We start from the raw sequence: 17447 nt of genomic DNA on the forward strand, positions 1-17447 counted from the left end.
TCTGCAGGCAGACCTGTTACGACGCCGCCCTGTTCGCGTGCCATACCTCGGGCCCCGACCGGCAATAACGGTCGATGAATTCCGCCTGCGACGGCATCTGCGCGGCCGCCTGCCGCACCGGCTGCTGGATGCGTTTCAGCAGCGTGCGCAGGTCGGCGTCACTCAGTGCCCGCGCAAGCGGGTGCGGGCGGCCCGGTTGGATGCCCTGGCCAAGCAGCACACTGGTCCACGACTCGACCCGGAACAGCTCGCCGGGGTCCTGCCACGCGTGCGCGCGCTCACGCCACGCGCGCAGCCGCTGCTGCAACGACTCGGGCAACGCCATCTCGCGGCACGCCTTCCACAACGGCTCTTCGCGCTGGGTGGCGTGGTAATGCAGGATGATGAAATCGCGCACGTGTTCCATCTCCTGGCGACTGACCTCGTTGTAGAGCTGCACCAGTGAGGCCGCGATCCCATCGAACGGAAACAACTGGATCAGCCGCACCACGGCGCTGATCGTCAGATGGATGCTGGTGGATTCCAACGGTTCGATGAAGCCACTGGCCAGCCCCAGCGCAACCACGTTCCTGTTCCAGGCCTGCAGACGGCGTCCACTGCGGAAGGGCACCTGCCAGGGTTCGCGCAGCGGCGGTGCGCCCACGTCGCGCAGCAGCTTCGCCCTCGCCTCATCATCGGACATGTGCCGGCTGGAGTAGACCAGCCCGCATCCGACGCGGTGCTGCAGCGCGATATGCCAACGCCATCCGGCTTCATGGGCGATGGCCCGGGTGTACGGCACCGGTGGAGCGACCGATTCGGTCTGTACCGCGACGGCACGATCGCACGGCAGCCATTCGTGCCAGTCCTCATAGCCGGTCTTCAATGTCTGCTCGATCAGAAGGCCACGGAAGCCGGTGCAGTCGATGAACAGATCGCCCTCGATGACCTGCCCGTCGTCCAGCACCAGCGACTGCACCGAACCATCATGCGCATGCTGTCTGACCTCGGCGATCCTGCCCTCCACCCGTCGCAGGCCGTGCGCCTCGGCTCTGCGGCGCAGGAACCGGGCGTAGAGACCGGCATCGAAGTGATAGGCGTAGCTGGGCTGCGGCTGGGTCTGCAGCGAGAAGCGGTCGTCGCGCGAGGCGACGCTCTCCAGGCAGAAATCGCCCAGGTCCGATGGCATCCCGCGGCGGAGGCTGTCCAGCCAGAAATGGTGGAACGGCGTGGCCCAGGTGCCATGTCCGATGGTGCCGAACGGATGGAAGAAGCGCTCGCCCGGCAGGCGCCAGTTCTCGAACGAGATCGACAGCTTGAACGTGCCGGCCACCGCGCGCAGGAACTCCTGCTCGTCGATCTGCAGAAAGTGATGGAAAGTGCGGATGGGCGGTACGGTGGACTCGCCGACACCGACCGTACCGATCTGCTCGGACTCGACCAGGGTGATGTCCAGCTGGTCGCGGAATTGATGGGACAGCGCACATCCGGCCAGCCAACCGGCGGTGCCACCGCCGGCAATGACCACCTTGCGGATGCGCCCTTCTGCTGTGCTCGCGGTATCGATCACGGTGCCCCTCAGCGGTTGAGTCTGCCCAGCAGCATCGCGCGCATGCGGCGCGCGCGCTGCTCGTCGAACGGTGCAAGATCCCCCCGCGCATCGTCGGGCAGGTGCTGCCCCGCGCGCTCGCCGGGGCCGAATACGTAATACTGGAAGAGCGCTTCCCACGCTTTCTTTTCACGCGCGGGCAGATCGCGCAGGGCCCACATCGCATGGTGCAGCGCCGGCAGGGGCGAGCCGAGGAAGGCCGGCGAGCTACGCCACCAGTAGTTCACCAGCACATTGAACGGCGCCAGGCTGCGCACATGGTGCCACCACATGCTGGGAATGAAGATGGCATCCCCTGGCTCCAGCACTGCGCTGCGTGCACTCGCCAGGGCCTCCCTGAAGCGGGGATACCGGTCGAAGTCGGGACGTTCGAAGTCCACCACGCTCACCACCTGGCCGCCTGGCGTGGGATCCAGCGGGCCTGGGTAGAGATTGTCGATCTGTTCGGGCGGGAACAGCGTGAACTCGCGCCGGCCCACCGCGCAGCACGCAAGGTTGTCGGGGGTATCGAAATGGCACGATGCGGTGACGCGGTTGCCGATCCAGATGCTGGCCAACGCGTCGATGCCCTGCCCTGCCAACCCTGCCTGGTTGGCCTGTGCGAATGCCGGCAGCAATGCCCGCTCCACCGGCAGCGACGCCACGTAGTAGGTGGGCGGTCTTGGCTCATGCAGCGTCGAGGCGATCCCGTCCAGCACCTCGCTGAGCGATGCCCGACGGACCTCGAAGTTCAGCCGGCTGAAGTCGGCGGCGTAGAACGGGCGCCCGTCGATGTCCGGCCCGCCGAACGAGTACTGGATGGGCACGCCCGCGTCGACGCCGCCCAGGTAGGCCAGCGCGTCCAGCGTGGAGCGCTGTCCAGCCTCGACCAACGCCCAGTGTGACGCAATGCCTCGCAGCACCACCGGCTCTCCGGCCTCGACCAGCGAGGCCAGGGGCAGCGCAGCAGGATCGATGCCCTCCAGTATCCGCATCGCCGCCCCCATCGCCCGCCCTCAGTTCCTGGCCGTGGACGCTGCTGCATCCTGCGCGCGCAGGCGCCGCTGCTTCTCGGCGATCAGGCGGCGCATGTTGTGCAGCGACGCCAGCATCAGGTAGGCGCCCTCAAGGCAGCCAGCGCGATTCAGCGCGGCCAGCGTCGAGTCGTCCAGCAGCGCCAGGCGCTCACGGTCGATGCCGTGCAATCCGTTCACGCTCACCCGGTGATGCTGCGTGATCTGCACATCGAGCGTGACCGGCTGGATCAGTCCGCTTTCGTCGAGCATTGCAAACATCGCGGCGCCGAACGCGCTGCCATCATGGATACCACGCAGCACGCCGGCAATGTGGTCGAGGTAGGGGGTGTTGCCACCCTGCGGCAGGAACAGCGGCTCGCCGGCGTCGGTGTTGACCCGGGGATGGTCCAGATCGACATGCATCACCGCCTCCCGGGTGAGCACACCGTCGATGTAATGCTCCTGGAATCCGATCAGGAACGGCCCCTTCGCTGCGGCTCCCGGAAGATAGGAGGCGTTCCAGCGGCCGTCCTGCAGGAAGAGGTTCTCGTGCTGTTCAAACCCGAGCAGGGCGACGGCCTGCCATTCGCCCGATCCGGCTTGTTTGCGCAGGAAGATGGGATATTCCCGCTGCAGTTCGGCGAACTCGCTGGGATAGGCCGGCACCATGCCCACGGCGTCGCCGAACTCGGGGCCGAAGCCGGTGGCGACCCTCAGGTCCCGATGGGCGATGTTGTTGAGCATTTCATAGCGGGCCATCAGGGTGTCCAGTCCGGTGCGGGGCCAGTGGCCGGCAGGGTACCGCCGGCACGTGCGACAGGTGCTGCGTCAGGACAGGCCCGTGCGGTACCGTTGCCGGGACAACGGTACCGCGCCGGACGGGTCCGTCGCCAGACTCAGAACTTGTAACGGACACCCAGCATGTAGCGTGGGCTCTGGTCAGCCAGCTTCACGATCATCTGCGACGTGCGCGAGCGCCAGCGTACGTCCTCGCCGGTCAGGTTGATCGCTTCCAGTCCGAACGACCAGTGGTCGTCCAGCGTGTAGTTCACGCTCAGATCCCACTGCTCGTAAGCCTCCACATAGTAGGGATTGCGGCTGGCGCCCTGGTTGGCCAGGATCAGGTACTGGTCGCGCCAGTTCCACGCCAGGCGGACCGACCAGCCGTACTTCTCGTACATGAGCATGGCGTTGGCGGTATCACTCAGACCGGTGAGCGAGAACTGGTCGATGCCCGGATCGCCGCCATTGTTGTAGCCGACGTCGCCGCTGACGATCGTGTAGTTGGCCAGCACGCCGAAACCGGTGTCGCCGAAGAAGTACTGCCCGCCGAGCTCCCAGCCGTGCAGCTTGGACTTGTTCTGGTTGATCGGGCGGTTGACATTGAACTGGTAAAGCGGATCGTCCGCCTGGCCATACAGATCGTAGGCCGCTTCGGTGGCCAGCACCTGTGCGTCGGTTCCGTTGTAGGCCGCCAGCCCGGCGGGGTTGTTGCGCAGCAACGCCAGCGCGGTGAACAGCGAGGTGTCGTTGGCCGAGCAGGCGGCCGCATTGGCGGCACCGACCTGGGAGACGCAGGCTGCACTGGTGAGGAAGTCCAGAGCCGCACGCGCATCCGGGCCGGACGTGGGATCGGTCAGCCCGTACAGGCTCTCCTGGACAACGGTATTGCCGATGAAGTTGTCGACCGACTTGTTCCAGTAGGTCAACGACACATAGCTGGCGTCGGCGAAATACCACTCCAGCCCGAGGTCGAGGTTGTCCGATTCCAGCGGCTTCAGGCTGGGATTCTGCGCGTTGCCGCTGGCGCGCGACGACGGATCGATCAGCACCGATCCGAACGGCTGCTGTGCGCCCGGGCCCGCATAGAGATTGCCGTAGGGCGCGCGGGCGATGCTCTTGCCGAACGAGGCACGGCCTTTCAGCTCATCGGTGAAATCGATGCTGAAATCGAGATTGGGCAGGATGTAGCTGTACCTTGCCTTCTCGGTGAAGGGCTGCTGCTCGTCGGACAGCACGATGCGGAAATCGTTGTTGGCCTGCCACTCGATGGACTCGGGAACGGCGATGACCGAGGTCGAGACCACGTCGGTGGTTTCGTAGCGCACGCCCAGCCGGGTATTGGTGCGCATGCTGCCCAGCTGGCCATCCAGTTCCACCTGGAAGTAGGCCGCCTTGGTCTTCTCTTCCACGAAGTTGTCGGCCGCGCGTTGCGGGCTGACTCCCAGTCCCACGCCATATTCGTCCGCCGCCCACTGTGCGAGCTGGCCGGCGTTGCCGCGCCATGCGGGCCAGCTGCTGGCGCTGTAGTCGTCGAACAGGCCGACGATGTTGACCGGACGCAGCAGATCCATGAGCCCGGCATCGGTATCCCGGTTCACGTTGGCCACGCCCCAGTCACCGAGGGTCGAGTAGGCCTCGGCTGCCTGGATGCGGTGCGTGGTCGACTTGTTGGTGTCCACGCCGAACTGGAACCGCCCCTGGTCGAAGTTCCATTCGCCGTCCACGCGGGCCTGCTTGATCTCGCTCACCTGCGACTGTGCGTTGACACGCAGCACCTGGGTGCCGATCTCGCCCTCCTGGAAGCCCGGGTTGACCACGCCGTTGGTGCCGGCGATCGCATCTGCCGTGCTGGGATACCAGGTCTGGGTGCCGACCGGCAGACCATTGTTGAACTCCAGTTCCTGCACCCAGGAACCACCGCAATGGGGGCCACGGGTACAGTTGTTGGTGCCGGCAATGCTCATGAAGATCGAGCCGCCGCCGGTGAGCGGATCATTCGGACGACTCTCGTTCTTCGAATTGTGTGCGTCGAAGCTCAGCTTGAAGCGGTCGGTGACATTCCACACGGCATTGAAGCCAAGCGATCCCAGCTTGTACTCCTGCATGCTGCGCTGCTGTTCCAACCCGAAATCCTTGGTGCCGGCGATCTCACGGATGTAGACTGGGGTGGCCACTGCACCACTGGTATCGAACTGGACGTTGGTGTAGTTGCTGTTCTGCAGCCACATGCCCTGCTCGCCACGGTTCTCGGTGATCTCGTTGGTCGAGTAGGTGTAGTCCACGGTCAGGGTCAGGCTGTCCGTGGGCGCGAACTGCAGAACCGCCTGGCCGTTCACGCGTTCCCGCTCGAACTCCGAGAATGCATAGCGCAGGTCGTTCGGGCGTGCATAGAGCTGGCCGATCTCCGGCGCGTTGACCACCGTCGGGTTGCCGGGCATCGAGCCCGTCCACGGCTGCACGTTCCAGTAGTTCTCCGTGGCCTGCACCGAGCCGCCCTTGCGCTTCTGCTGGCTCGCGCTCAGGCTCACACCGAAGGTCTTTTCCGGGTTGCTGTAACTGAAGATGCCCGACAGCTCCGGCGTCAGATCATTGTCGAACGGCTGGCTGCGGTCCGAGACGAGCTTCGCGCCGGCATTGGCGATGATCCCTTCGTGATCCAGCGGCCGCGCGGTCAGGATGTTGATCGTCGCGCCGATGCCGCCGCTGGGTACCTGCGCCTGGCTGGTCTTGTAGACCTCGATGCCGTTGATGGCCTCGGCGGCCAGCTGCGCGAAGTTGAAGGCGCGGGTGCCACCGTCGACGCCACCGATGGCGACCTGCCCGGACGCACCGAATGCATCGGCACCGGGCATCTGGCGTCCGTTGAGGGTCACCATGTTGAACTGCGGACCGAAGCCACGTGCAGTGACCTGTGCACCTTCGCCGTCACGACGCTCGATGGAGATGCCGGTGATGCGCTGCAGCGACTCCGCCAGGTTGGTATCGGGGAACTTGCCGATATCCTCGGCACTGATCGCGTCCACCACGCCAGCCGAATCACGCTTGATGTCCATGGCCTGGCTGAGGCTGTTGCGGATACCGGTCACCTGCACCGCGTCCAGCTGAGTAGGCTGCGTGGGCTGCGTCTGCGCCGTAGGCGGTTGTGCGGTGGTCGTGGAGGCCTCCTGTGCGAAGGCGGGATTGATCACCAGGACGCCGCCGACGAACGTGAACATGGCCCTGGAGCGGAACTTCGCCAAGGTCCGGCTCATGGACGGGTCCTCGGGTCTGGAGTAGCACGGAAACTGCGAGCGCTCATGAAAGTCCCCTATGACATACGATCGAATGGATGTACCGCCCCCTCCCAGGGGCACGCACGGGCGAGGCCCGTATTCCAAACCGAACATCGCGGGCGCCGGACGCGCCGCGACTCAAACTCGCTTTCAAGCCTGCCAGGACGAACACGCGGTAAAGAAGGCAGCCCCTGGACCCAAAACCCCGAATCTATTGGTAGCGCTACCATCGCGTTGAGGCGCAGACTAATCACCCTGGTTCCCGCTTGTCACCGTGCAGCGCAGCAAATCATTCCCGCGGCAGTCCCCTTGTGCGCATCGCACACGCGGCCGCGGCGCGACCCACACGGTATGATGCCGCGTTTCCTGCTCCCCCTCCCCATGCTCGCTTCCTACTCCTCCGCCATCATCTGGTCGGCGGTGGCGCTCGCCACCGTGGGTCTGCTGTTCCGTCCTTTCCGCCTGCCCGAGTATGTCTGGGCCGTCGTGGCGGCGGCGCTGCTGCCGCTGACCGGTGTGATGCAGGTCGGCACGGTCCTGGGCGCGGTCGCCGAAGGCGGTGATGTCTATCTGTTCCTGGTTGGGATGATGGTTCTGGCAGAGCTCGCGCGGCGGGAGGGCCTGTTCGACTGGCTGGCGCTGTACGCGGTGCGGCACGCGGGGGGCTCCGGGCGGCGGCTGTTCGACCTGGTGTTCCTGGTGGGCACGCTGGTGACGGTATTCCTCTCCAACGACGCGACCGCGGTCGTGCTGACCCCCGCGGTCTATGCCGCGTGCAGGGCGGCCCGCGCCAATCCCCTGCCCTACCTGTTCGTCTGTGCGTTCATCGCCAATGCGGCAAGCTTCGTGCTGCCCATCTCCAATCCGGCCAATCTGGTGGTGTATGGCAGGCACATGCCACCGCTGCAGCAGTGGCTGGCGCAGTTCGCGTTGCCGTCGCTGGCGGCGATCGGTGCGACCTACCTGGTCCTGCGCTGGGTGCACCGCCGCGAGATCGCGCAGCCACTGGCCCCGGCGCCGGAACATCGCCCCCTGTCTGCTGGCGGTCGCCTGAGTGCTTACGGCGTGCTGTTCACCGGCTCAGCGCTGCTGGTGACGTCGGCGTTGAACGGCCCGCTGGGTCTGGTGACCTTCTGCGCAGGCAGCGCGAGCGTCGTCGCCGTCGCCCTTCGCCAGCGCCAGAGCCCACTGCCGCTGCTGCGCAACGTGTCCTGGGGCGTGCTGCCGTTGGTGGCAGGTCTGTTCGTGCTGGTCGAAGGCGTGGCACAGACCGGCGTGATACAGATGGCGGCCAGTGCGCTGGAGTCCCTTGCCCGCACCTCACCGCAGCAGGCCGGGTGGCTGGCCGGCTCGGCCGCAGCCCTGCTCAGCAACCTCGCCAACAATCTGCCGGTGGGCCTGGCCGCAGGCTCACTGGGGCAGATGGCCGACCTGCCGGCGCAGACGCGCGCGGCACTGCTGATTGGTGTAGACCTCGGCCCGAACCTGTCGGTGACCGGTTCGCTGGCGACCCTGCTGTGGTTGGTGGCCCTGCGTCGCGAAGGCGAACATGTCAGCGGGCTCGACTTCCTGCGCATCGGCGTACTGGTGATGCCGCCCGCGCTGCTTGGGGCATTGCTGCTGCTCTGAGCCATCGCTGGCCCGGCACAGGGTTCAGTGCGGCTGCCTGCGCGAGCGGAACGCCGCCACCTTCATGCGGTTTCCGCACTGGGCCATGCTGCACCAGCGCCGCCAGTCACTTCACATGGTGAACCACGGTACTCGGCCATAGTGGCCGTAGTTCGTCATCATGTTGAGCGTTCATGGCAGCAGTCCGCGCGCACCTCAAGCATTTGCCTCGCCGGTGGCGCACAGCGCTCTACATCCTGCTCGGCCTCTACGCAGCCTATCTGTTGGCGGGCAACGTCTTCCTCAACACGCCGCTGTTCGACAACGTCACCAACCGCAAGCCGCAGAAGTTCGTGATGACCACGGGCCCGGCGATCACACTGGTGCCGGGCCACGTGATCGCCTGGAACGTGCACATGCGCGGCCACGTCAACCACACGGTCTATGTGCTGCATGCGGAACGTGCCAGTGCGCGCCTTGCCCTCCTCCCCCTGTTCCGGCGCGAAGTCCGGGTGCCGCGGCTGCAGGCGACCGGTGTTTCGGCCGACGTCAGTCGCGTCGATCAGGTCGTCCCCTCGCCCCCCCGCGGCACCCGCGGGTGGACGCTGCGCTTCAACGCCATCCATAGCGACAGCATCCGCAGTGCCCGGCTGGGCAAGCTGCTGATCATCGGCAAGGGAGCCGGAACGGTCGGTTTCCTCAAGCAACTGCGCGGCGGTCCGTCGGAACTGTTCGATTCCCAGGTCCGCTTCGATGCCGCCGACGTCAGCTATGACGGCGTCCAGCTGCTGGGGGACACAGAACTCACGTCCCGCTTCAGCTATCCCCGCCATTTCCGCGACCAGGCGCCCGGCCTGGCCAAACTGGGCCTGTTGCGGGCTGCGCTCAAGGTCAACGCACGAAGCCAGGGGCTGCGCCTGGATACCGGCCTGGCGCAGCCGCGGATCGCCAGTGCCCCGGTGCCGGGGCGACTGCAGATGGACATCCGCATGGACCATGGACGCCTGCAGCCCGGCAGCCACGCGCTGTGGCACGTGCCCCTGCTGCTCGGTGACGGCGCTCCCGGCCGTGGCGTTCTGGCCCTGCAGCTCAACACCGCCGACGACATTCGGCTGCAGGCCCGGCTGCCTCCCAAGGAAGGAACGGGCGCAGCGCTGGACGCCGATCTGCGGATTGCTGGCCGTGAGATTCCTTTCCGCCAGATCGACCAGTTGATCGAACGGACCTCGGGAACGGTGCGCGGCGAGTGGACCTTCACCTCACTCAACTGGATCCCCGCGCTGTTCGTTCGCAAACCCTGGCTGCAGCTCGATGGCGGCGGCGTCCTGCAGGCGGATCTGAAGCTCCGCAACGGTGAACTGGTGGCGGGCAGCACGGTCGACATTCCCTCCGCCAAAGCGGTTGCCGGTATTGCCGGCGTGACGATGGCGGGCACGGCCAGCGCGCATGGTGAGCTCAAGGACGGATCGCCCACCCGCGCCGAGCTGTCGGTACGCCTGCCCCGCTTCACTGCCAACCCGACGGACGCGCCGCGCACACGGCTGTTCGATGGCCGCGATCTGCAGGTGACGCTGAGCGGTGACGGCCGTATCCGCGAGCTGCGCAACGGTGTGCGCGCGCACCTGCGTTTCAGTGACGCCACCATTCCGGACCTGGCGGCCTACAACCGCTATCTGGGCACGGACCAGGTACGGCTGCTCGGCGGCACCGGCCAGGTGAGCGGCGAGATGCGGCTGGACACCAATGGTCGCATCGGCCAGGGCAGCGCCCGCCTGCTGGGCCGGCAGGCACGTGCGCAGGTCGCCGGGCTGTCACTGGCCGGCGACGTGCAGCTGGATGCAGCCCTGCGCCGCGGCAACTTCACTGACCGCCATTTCGACGTCTCCGGCAGCACCGTCGAGCTGCGCAACATCCAGATCGCCGGTGTCGCACGCAAGACGCCGTGGCGCGGACGTATCGACATCCAGTCCGGGCGCATCGATGCACAGTCGCCGTTCCAGGTGGACGCACGTGGCGCCGTGGCAATGAGCGATGCCTCGCCCCTGCTGGCGGTGTTTGCCGAGCGCGGCGACTATCCGCGCTGGGTGCTGTCGCTGCTCGACGCTGGCCAGGTCGATGCGCAGACCGCACTGCGCTGGCGGCCGGGGCATCTCACCCTGGACGAGCTGACTGCGGAGAATGACCGGTGGTCCGTCCGCGCCCGCCTCGATCTTCCCGGTCAGCACAAGCGCGGCGATCTCTATCTGCGCTGGGGCGTGCTCGGCGCCGGCCTCGAGCTCGACGGCGAGCAGCGCCGCTGGCACCTGGCAAAGGCCCGCGAGTGGTTTGATGAGCGCCCCTCCCTGCTGCCCGCCTCGGCGGCACCTGCGCAACAAGCGCCTGGGGACTGACGGCCGGCGCTGCATCCAAACGTGCCACTCGTTCGTATTGGTTCGAGACCCACGCGAGGATGCCCGATGAAACGAACAACGCAGGCCCTTGGACTGGCCGGCTGGCTTACGCTGACCTTCGTGGCAGCGGCGCTTGGCGCACGGGCCTCGATCTCGGCATCGGACTTCTACTCCACCCTGTCGCTGCCCGCGTGGGCGCCTCCCGCCGGGCTGTTCGGACCGGTCTGGACGGTGTTGTACGCGCTGATGGCAGTGGCCGCGTGGCTGGTCTGGCGCGAGAAGGAACGGCGCCCCAACACGGTGGCATTGGCGCTCTACGTCGTGCAGCTGGCAGCCAACACCGCATGGAGCTGGTTGTTCTTTGGATGGAAACAGGGTGCGCTCGCCTTCGTGGATATCCTGGCCCTGCTGGCGCTCATCATCGCCACCGTGATTGCCTTCGCGCGCGTCCGGACGCTGGCGGCGATCCTGCTACTGCCCTATCTGCTGTGGGTAGGGTTCGCCGCCGTACTCAACTACGCGGTGTGGCAGGCCAACCCCGGGGCCCTGTAAGGCGGTGCGCGCTTCAGGCGGTTGCTTCAGGCGCAGGCTGCCAGCTGCGCAGGGTCGCGCCCTTCAGCGACTGCTGCCCGCAGCCGGTCGGGCAGCGCAGCACGCGGATGGCCGACATACTGACCAGGCCCTGCCCCTCCACCGCCTTGAACACCGTCTCGCAGCGCAGGCAGCGTGCCACCATGGAATACAGGTGAACGATGCGGCGGGTGCCGGGGTCCTGCAGAAGATCCACATCCAGCAGCTGGAACTGGCAGCTGTCCGGCATCGCGCGCATGGAGTGGGACGTGTTCGGGGGTGTGTGCAGGTTCACGACGGAGCGCCAGTGGAAGTGTCCTGCGTACGTTATGGAAACCGGCGTGCAGCGGGTGTGCAGTGCACATGCAGTGACCGCGAAATCTTGTGCGGGCCGCGGACCGATTCTGCTAGGGTGCCGCAGATGCAAAGTCCATTGCCGTCCTCCGATCCACCCGCCCGCTGCCAGCAGTCTGCCGGTAGTCCGTTGAGCGTGTACCTGAGGGACGCCACGCGGTCGGTGCACGGCAGCCTCGATGCGTTCCTGATCGGGCAACGCCTGTTCGAATCCACATTGCGCTACGGGCGCTTTCTCCAGGTCCAATGGCATTTCCACCACGCCGCCGCGCCGCTGTACATGGACGGGCTGATGCTTCCGGCAACGGCACGACTGCAGCTGGTTGAACAGGATCTGCTGGATATGGGCGCCCCGCTGCCACGCGCGCATGCCTGGCGTCCCAGGCTGCAGCACGCATCCCGTGCGTCGGCATTGGGTTGGCTGTATACCGTCGAGGGTTCTGCCCTGGGTTCGGCCGTCCTGCTCAAGTACGCCGCCGCGCTGGGGCTGGGTGCCGGCCATGGCGCCCGTCACCTTGCACCTTCGCCTGCAGGCGTGGCCGAGCAATGGCGGATCACCCGCGCGCATCTGGATGCGGAACCCCTCACGCAGCAGCAACGCCAGCAGGCCTGCAGCGCGGCTCAACAGGCGTTTGCATTCGTGCGGCGTTGCGCAGCTGAAGTGTTCAGCAATGCGTGAACAGGCATTCACATCGTCCGGACGGTATGCGGCAGCAGCATTTTCCGTCACCATTCCATTCCGCCCGGCCCGTCACGAATCATGAGTACCGCCCTTGATGCCTTCCGCTGATCGCACCTGGAACGATGCACTGTCGGACTGTGCGCGGGAACCCATCCACACACCGGGCGCCATCCAGCCCTACGGCGTGCTGCTGGTGCTGGATCCGCTGACGCTGCTGGTGCGGGAATGTGCCGTTAGCCAGCCCATCGCGCTGCGCCAGTACGGTGATCCGTTGATGCAGCATGTCGAGAACGCACTGGGCGGTGTGATCGGCCCCTTCGTACATCGCCTGCGGCACATCGCACCCGGCGGCACGCTGCACCTGGGCGCGGTCCACCTGGATGGGCTGGGGCGCCACCAGTTGCTCGCGCATCGTTCAGATGACGATCTTCTGATCGAACTGGAAGCCCCCGTTGCCGGTCAACCCGCCTCGCTGGAGGAGCTGTACCCCGCGATCCGCGAACTGATGCTCGCCATCGAGGGGGCCGCGACGGTCGAGGATCTCTGCCAGCTGGCGGCTGCGCACATACGCAGGATCGCCGGATTCGACCGTACCCTCGTCTACCAGTTCGACGCCGGCTGGAATGGAACCGTCGTGGCCGAAGATGGCAACGGCATCCTGCCTTCGTATCTTGATCTGCGCTTCCCGGAATCGGATATTCCGGCGCAGGCGCGCGCCCTGTATCTGCATAACCGGGTGCGGCTGATCGCCGATTGCGATTACACGCCCGTGCCCCTGGTGCGGGCCGGGCATCATCGCCAGGCCCCGCCCACCGACCTGAGCCTTTCCACGCTCCGCAGCGTCTCGCCGGTGCACCTGCAGTACATGCGCAACATGGGCACGGCGGCATCGATGTCGGTCTCGCTGATCCACGAGGGACAGCTGTGGGGGCTGGTGTCGTGCCACAGCGCACAGCCGCGCCGGCTGCCCTATCACGTGCGCACGGCCTGCGAGTTCATGGGGCAGATCCTGTCGCTGCAGATCGCACTGAAGCAGCGCGCACGCGCCGTGGAGGAACGGGTCGGGCGCCGGTCCTTGCTGGTCAAGCTGCTGGGCCGCATGGCCGGCGACGAGGACTTCATGGCCGCGCTCCGCCGCGACCCCGACAGCCTGCTTTCACTGACCGGCGCGCAGGGCGCGGCCATCGTGCACAGGAACGACTGCGTGCGCCTGGGCCAATGCCCCGGGAATCCGGAGGTACTTGCGCTGGCACAGTGGCTCGCGACCGCGCACGTGGGCGAGGAAATGTACGTCACCGATCATCTGACCGCGGCCTGGCCGCCTGCGGAGCAGTTCAGCGATGTTGCCAGCGGCGTGATCGCCGTATCCATCTCCCAGCTGCATGACAGCTACCTGATGTGGTTCCGCCCAGAGGTGGTACGCACGGTCAGATGGGGTGGCGATCCACGCAAGAGCGCAGGCGGCAGCGACGCCCTGTCGCCACGGCATTCATTCGAGGCATGGAAAGAGACCGTGCAGCAGCGCAGCCTGCCGTGGAACGAGGCCGACTGCGATGCGGCGCTCGAGATGCGCAACGCCATCGTCGACATCGTGCTGCGCAAGGCGGAAGAGATGGCCGAACTGAACGAGCAGCTGATGCGCAGCAACAAGGAGCTGGAAGCGTTCTCGTATTCCATCAGCCATGATCTGCGCGCCCCGTTCCGGCATATCGTGGGCTATTCCGAACTGCTGGGCAGCTCGGCAGCCGAGCGCTTGAACGAGACCGAGCGGCGTTTCCTCGACACCATCGTTGATTCGGCCAAATCGGCCGGCACGCTGGTGGATGATCTTCTGAGCTTCTCCCAGATGGGCCGCTCGACGCTGGGTCGCGCACGCATCGACATGGCAGCCATGGTGGAGGATGTGCGGAAGATGCTGGAGTTCGAATACCACGGACGCGACGTCCACTGGCAGATCGGGGACCTGCCCCAGGTTGAGGCCGACCCCACCATGATGCGCCTGGTCTGGCAGAACCTGCTGTCCAATGCAGTGAAGTTCACCCGCGAGCGCACGCACGCGGTGATCGCAGTGGCGCACGAGCGCTCGGAAAGCGAGGATGTCTTCACTGTGCGCGACAACGGCTGCGGCTTCGACATGCGCTATGTGGACAAGCTGTTCGGCGTGTTCCAGCGGCTGCACCATGTCGAGGAATTCGAAGGTACCGGCATCGGCCTGGCCAACGTGCGCCGCATCATCGGCCGCCATGGCGGCCGCACCTGGGCCGAGGGCGAGCCGGGCAAAGGCGCCACCCTCCATTTCACCCTGCCCCTGCATTCTGGAGATGTTCAATGAGGGACCTGCGGCCGATCCTGCTTGTCGAGGACAGCCCCAAGGATGCTGAGTTGACCCTGGCCGCGCTGTCGCGTTGCCAGCTGCTCAATGATGTCATCCATGTGCGTGACGGCGCCGAGGCGCTGGACTATCTGCGATGCGAGGGCGCCTTTTCCGGTGCCCGCCATGGCGGCCCCGTGGTCGTGCTGCTCGATCTCAAGCTGCCGAAGGTCAATGGACTGGAGGTGCTCGAGCAGGTTCGTGGCGATCCCGTTCTCAGCAGCACCCCGATCGTGATGCTGACCTCGTCGCGGGAGGAGCAGGATCTGATCCGCAGCTATGAACTAGGGGTCAACGCGTTCGTGGTCAAGCCCGTGGATTTCAAGGAATTCTTCGACGCGATCCAGGGTCTTGGCATGTTCTGGGGAATCACCAATCAACCACCGCCGCATCGCCCGAACGGCTCGGGACACCACCATGGGTGATATCACCGACCGCGGCGAGCGCCTGCGCATCCTCATGCTGGAGGACAGCGCACTCGATGCGGAGCTAATCTCCGCCCAGCTGCTGCGGGCCGGCCTGGATTTCGAGGCGGAGCGCGTATGGACGCGTCGGGGCTTCCTCGATGCCATCGACAGCGGCACGCATGACGTCATCCTCGCCGATCATGTATTGCCCGGCTTCGATGGCGATGCGGCCCTGGCCCTGGCGCGCGAACGCGTCCCCCATACGCCATTCATTTTTGTTTCCGGCACGCTTACCGAAGAACTGGCGGTGCAGGCCCTGACCCGTGGCGCGCGCGACTACGTGGTGAAGCAGCGGCTGCAACGACTGCCGGACGCGATACGGCGTGCACGGCAGGAGGCCCACGAGCGTGGCGAGCTGGCCCAGGCCCAGGCGGCACTGAATGACAGCCAGGCGCAGTTGCAGCAGATCACCGACGTGGTTCCGGCGCTGATCGCGCAGTTCGATCACGAACACCGCTTCCGCTTCGCCAACCGTGCGTTTCTCGACTGGCACGGGGTAAGCCTGGCCGAGCTGCAGGGACGGACTGCGCGCGAGATCAGCGGGATTTCAGCCTTCGAGGAGGCGCTGCCCAGCCTGCAGCAGGTCCTCCAGGGAGAGCGCGCCAACTTCCAGGCACGTCTTGCCCATCGCAGCGGTGAGACACGCTTCGTACAGATGGACTGCGTACCGGAGCGCGCAGCCGATGGCCGCGTGGTCGGCTACATCTGCGTGGGCGGCGACGTTTCCCAGCTCAAGCGCGCCGAACTGGCCCTGCGCGAGGACAACCAGTCGCTGGAGCGGCAGGTTCAGGCGCGCACCGCCGAGCTCCGGGCCAGCAAGCGACGTCTGCAGTCCATCTTCGAGTCCAGCTTCCAGCATCAGGTGCTGCTTGACCTGTCCGGGCGTGTCGTCGACGCCAACGTCGCCTCGCTGGCCGCGGTGCTGGCCGAGAAGGCGCAGGTTGTGGATACCCCCTACTGGCAGACGCCCTGGTTCACCACCACGCCCGGAATGAGCGAGGTGATCGACAAGGCGGTTGCCGATGCCGTAAGTGGGCGCAGCTCCCTGCACTCGCTCGAACTGGAGCTGCCCACCGGCCGGCGAAGTTTCGACGTTTCATTCCGTCCGTTGCAGGACGGCGCAGGCGAGGTCACCGCGGTGGTGTCCGAAGCCGTGGAGACCACCGCACGACTACAGGCAGAGCATGCACTTCGGCAGGCGCAGAAGATCGAGGCCGTCGGGCAGCTGACCGGCGGCATCGCCCATGACTTCAACAATATCCTGACGGTCATCTCCGGCAACGTCGAGCACGCGATGCTGTTGAGCGGCCATCCTGGAGCGTCGGCCGAGGCGACCACACGCGCACTGGACAACGCCCTGAAGGGCGTCTCGCGCGCGGCAAGCCTGACCCAGCGGCTGCTGGCCTTCGCGCGCCGCCAGCCGCTGCGCAGCCAGGCCGTCAATCTCAACGACTGCATGCTCGGAATGCAGGACATGCTGCAGCGGGCGCTGGGCGAGCTGGTGCGACTGGAGATCAGCACGGCTGCCGGCATCTGGTGCGTGGAACTGGACGTCGCGCAGCTGGAGGCCTCCGTGCTCAACCTCGCGGTGAATGCACGCGATGCGATGCCCAGCGGCGGCAGGCTGAAGGTCGAGATCGACAACAGCCATCTCGACGGCGACTATGCCGCCCTGTTCCCCGATGCGGCTCCGGGCGAGTACGTGATGCTGCGCGTCCGCGACAACGGCCACGGCATGCCGGCCGATACGCTGGCGCGGGTGTTCGAGCCGTTCTTCACCACGAAACAGGTGGGGCGTGGCACGGGCCTGGGGCTCTCCATGGTGCATGGTTTCGTCAAGCAGTCCGGCGGCCACGTCCTGATCGACTCCGTGGAGGGCGGAGGAACCAGCATCACCATGATGTTCCCGCGCTCGCCGCTGCCACTGCCCTGTGAATCTCCCGCGCCGGCAGCGGGCCTGGCCGGCTATGAACAGCGCGGCGAGACCATCCTGGTCGCTGAAGACAATGACGATGTCCGCGCATACACCGTCGACGCCCTGCGCCAGCTGGGCTACCGCGTGCTGGAGGCACATGACGGGCCGTCCGCGCTGCGCCTGCTGGAACGCCCGGACGCGCGCATCGATCTGCTGTTCTCCGATATCGTGATGCCCGGCATGTCCGGCTGGGAACTGGGTCGCGAAGTCCGGGAGCGCTGGCCTGAGGTGGCGATTCTGTTCACATCCGGCTATCCGCGCGATCATGACGCCCCCGGGGGCGCGGGCCGCTCTGCGGCGCTGCTGAGCAAGCCATTCACGCGCGCCGATCTGGCCGAATCGATCCGCGGCGTGCTGGCGTCCTCCAGCTGACGGACCGGGGCGCGCGCCGG

At 66.3% G+C, this 17447-nt stretch carries 12 protein-coding genes and 1 pseudogene; 7 read left to right on the forward strand and 6 right to left on the reverse strand.

The window, feature by feature from the left end; genetic code table 11:
* Positions 1-16 precede the first annotated feature (16 nt).
* The 4 genes from ACVOJ1_RS08125 to ACVOJ1_RS08140 form a co-directional block, all read right to left on the reverse strand.
* Positions 17-1549 carry a tryptophan halogenase family protein gene (locus ACVOJ1_RS08125; RefSeq protein ID WP_346480310.1) on the reverse strand — a complete coding sequence of 511 codons (1533 nt, stop codon included), beginning with the start codon at positions 1547-1549 and terminating at the stop codon, positions 17-19.
* 8 nt (positions 1550-1557) lie between these two features.
* Positions 1558-2562, reverse strand: coding sequence for a cupin-like domain-containing protein (locus ACVOJ1_RS08130; RefSeq protein WP_481558703.1), 1005 nt, complete (start codon positions 2560-2562; stop codon positions 1558-1560).
* A gap of 21 nt (positions 2563-2583) precedes the next feature.
* Positions 2584-3342 carry a SapC family protein gene (locus ACVOJ1_RS08135; protein ID WP_065182226.1) on the reverse strand — a complete coding sequence of 253 codons (759 nt, stop codon included), beginning with the start codon at positions 3340-3342 and terminating at the stop codon, positions 2584-2586.
* 137 nt (positions 3343-3479) lie between these two features.
* A complete protein-coding gene (locus ACVOJ1_RS08140) occupies positions 3480-6617 on the reverse strand; it encodes a TonB-dependent receptor (RefSeq protein ID WP_053518517.1) in 3138 nt (1045 codons plus the stop codon).
* Positions 6618-7019: 402 nt separating this feature from the next.
* Here ACVOJ1_RS08140 and ACVOJ1_RS08145 point away from each other — a divergent pair, with 402 nt between their 5' ends.
* The gene (locus tag ACVOJ1_RS08145) at positions 7020-8267 is read left to right on the forward strand and encodes an arsenic transporter (RefSeq protein ID WP_065182224.1); all 1248 of its coding nucleotides are present in this window, start codon (positions 7020-7022) and stop codon (positions 8265-8267) included.
* A 24-nt stretch (positions 8268-8291) separates the two neighbouring features.
* Here ACVOJ1_RS08145 and ACVOJ1_RS08150 read toward each other — a convergent pair.
* Positions 8292-8363, reverse strand: a pseudogene (locus ACVOJ1_RS08150) (CGNR zinc finger domain-containing protein); the annotation flags it as partial.
* A 77-nt stretch (positions 8364-8440) separates the two neighbouring features.
* Between ACVOJ1_RS08150 and ACVOJ1_RS08155 the strand changes: the two are divergent.
* A complete protein-coding gene (locus tag ACVOJ1_RS08155; protein WP_263178278.1) occupies positions 8441-10636 on the forward strand; it encodes a translocation/assembly module TamB domain-containing protein in 2196 nt (731 codons plus the stop codon).
* A 66-nt stretch (positions 10637-10702) separates the two neighbouring features.
* A complete protein-coding gene (locus tag ACVOJ1_RS08160) occupies positions 10703-11188 on the forward strand; it encodes a TspO/MBR family protein (protein WP_111186977.1) in 486 nt (161 codons plus the stop codon).
* Between the two features lie 13 nt (positions 11189-11201).
* On the opposite strand, the gene ACVOJ1_RS08165 is transcribed toward ACVOJ1_RS08160, so the two are convergent.
* Positions 11202-11501 (reverse strand): hypothetical protein, encoded by a 300-nt coding sequence (locus ACVOJ1_RS08165; RefSeq protein WP_065175681.1) that lies wholly within the window; start codon positions 11499-11501, stop codon positions 11202-11204.
* Positions 11502-11696: 195 nt separating this feature from the next.
* Here ACVOJ1_RS08165 and ACVOJ1_RS08170 point away from each other — a divergent pair, with 195 nt between their 5' ends.
* The 4 genes from ACVOJ1_RS08170 (at position 11697) to ACVOJ1_RS08185 (ending at position 17427) form a co-directional block, all read left to right on the forward strand.
* Positions 11697-12239 carry a biliverdin-producing heme oxygenase gene (locus tag ACVOJ1_RS08170; protein WP_231107782.1) on the forward strand — a complete coding sequence of 181 codons (543 nt, stop codon included), beginning with the start codon at positions 11697-11699 and terminating at the stop codon, positions 12237-12239.
* 97 nt (positions 12240-12336) lie between these two features.
* A complete protein-coding gene (locus tag ACVOJ1_RS08175; RefSeq protein WP_262218091.1) occupies positions 12337-14574 on the forward strand; it encodes an ATP-binding protein in 2238 nt (745 codons plus the stop codon).
* On the forward strand, positions 14571-15038 hold the full coding sequence (locus ACVOJ1_RS08180) for a response regulator (RefSeq protein ID WP_053518529.1): 468 nt from the start codon (positions 14571-14573) through the stop codon (positions 15036-15038). The genes ACVOJ1_RS08175 and ACVOJ1_RS08180 overlap by 4 nt, the downstream gene beginning before the upstream one ends.
* The gene (locus ACVOJ1_RS08185; protein WP_346480312.1) at positions 15031-17427 is read left to right on the forward strand and encodes a response regulator; all 2397 of its coding nucleotides are present in this window, start codon (positions 15031-15033) and stop codon (positions 17425-17427) included. Before ACVOJ1_RS08180 ends, ACVOJ1_RS08185 begins: the two co-directional genes overlap by 8 nt.
* Positions 17428-17447: the final 20 nt, after the last annotated feature.

This window comes from Stenotrophomonas sp. STEN225, from assembly GCF_056756445.1.